This window comes from Photobacterium sanguinicancri (assembly GCF_002265265.1).
Lineage (GTDB): Bacteria > Pseudomonadota > Gammaproteobacteria > Enterobacterales > Vibrionaceae > Photobacterium > Photobacterium sanguinicancri.
The window spans coordinates 1-1,531 of sequence record NZ_NOIF01000354.1; the positions used below are offsets into that span (position 1 = coordinate 1).

At 39.7% G+C, this 1,531-nt stretch carries 2 protein-coding genes and 1 pseudogene; 2 read left to right on the forward strand and 1 reads right to left on the reverse strand.

Annotation, left to right across the window (positions count from 1 at the left end):
- Together ASV53_RS25655 and ASV53_RS23980 are read left to right on the forward strand one after the other, a co-directional pair.
- Nucleotides 1-282: pseudogene (locus tag ASV53_RS25655) on the forward strand (hypothetical protein); the annotation flags it as partial.
- Nucleotides 283-378: 96 nt separating this feature from the next.
- A complete protein-coding gene (locus tag ASV53_RS23980; protein ID WP_094958986.1) occupies nt 379-630 on the forward strand; it encodes a Txe/YoeB family addiction module toxin in 252 nt (83 codons plus the stop codon).
- A gap of 127 nt (nt 631-757) precedes the next feature.
- Here the strand turns inward: ASV53_RS23980 and ASV53_RS23985 are convergent, their stop codons facing one another.
- Nucleotides 758-1,429, reverse strand: coding sequence for a cytochrome b/b6 domain-containing protein (locus ASV53_RS23985; RefSeq protein WP_094958987.1), 672 nt, complete (start codon nt 1,427-1,429; stop codon nt 758-760).
- Nucleotides 1,430-1,531: the final 102 nt, after the last annotated feature.

Consider the following 1,531-nt stretch of genomic DNA (forward strand, 5'->3'; position numbering starts at 1 on the left):
CTGGTTGGTGATATAGATATTAGTGATGATTATTTAAAAAAACAACTTATGTTCAAAGAGAGTATGAAGTCTATAGTTGAGCTTAATGAAACTTTATATTCAAACTATGGTTGTTTAACTGTTAACGGCTTTGGTTTTGATAAGCAGCCAATGTCATTCAATATTGAATACACTAAAGAATCACCAAGAGCTTTAATCAAGGCTGTTGATATATTATTACTGGAAAGTAAGTCGAAATTTTCTAATAAAGCTGTTTGTCCAAAAGAGTACATAGTAGAGTAATTTAGCCATCAACGCTCGGCATTCTATGTCTTAATTGGCTTTGGTGTTTTCGGTGGCCTTATCAATTTCATCGTAATGCGTGCGCCCATTTAAGTTATGTACCTATACTGGCAAAGTCAGGATAAGAAAACGCTCAAGCGTATTAATAAATTAATCGTAGATACAAAACGTTCACCTTTTGAAGGGATTGGTAAACCTGAAGCTTTGAAAGAAAATTTATCTGGTTTCAGGTCACGTCGTATAGATGAATCAAATCGCCTTGTTTATGCAGTCGACGGTATTCACATCATCATTATTTCTTGTTGCTACCACTATCAAGCTTACTCGGCGTTGTCAGTTTGCTTTTAGTTTCAGTGATTAAGCCAGTAAAATTCAGCTACGACTATATCGTAGCAAATGTGTTGGGCTTGTTTATCGAGTCTGAGGTTGTATCTACAGCCTTAATTATTTTCACCTCTGGTACTAACGCTTGCCATTATAAAAGATAAATAACGACATCTTTAGCCCATAGGAAATAGACACCTGTAGCAACGGCGACAAAAATGCCCCATCCAATGACGCCATTTAACATTTTCGGCGCAGCGTGTTCAGGTAGCACTTTTTTTCCGTGTAACATAGGGCCGACAAGGTCGATGCTTTTTAAGCGATACAATAATATTGCGGCTAGATGAAGACCAATCGCACCGAGCAGAAAATCAAAGTTCAAGCCATGAAGATCCGTTAGCCTACTGCTTAACTCACCACTGATGTGCATGGCTAAAGGGCCTTCAGATATGATGTCGTCGGTAGCAAAAAGCCCCGTGGTTAATTGTATGGTAAGCAATACAAAAAAAACGAGTACCATATAGCTACCCGCCGCATTATGACCAACGGTGTTGTCATGGCTAATTGTGGGTTGATGCAATTCACCCAAGTGTTGAATGACAGCGCGGGGAGGGTGAAAAAGGCGTGATAGCTTGGCGGTTTCACTCCCTAAAACGCCCCAGATCAAGCGTGTGACCAGTAAGGCTAATAACCCATAAGCAATAGAAAAGTGCCAATCCATGAGGCCTTCCGTGCCGGTATACCACAACCCAGCAATACTGATGGCTTGCAGCCAGTGATAGCCACGGATAAAGCTATCCCAAATGGTGATTTTAGTGCTCATGGTTACGCCTATTTAACGAAGTTGTTAATATATGCGTATTGTGTCATTGGCTATTTGTGAATGCCATGCTTATCCGTCATATTTTCAATAATTTACAAAAAA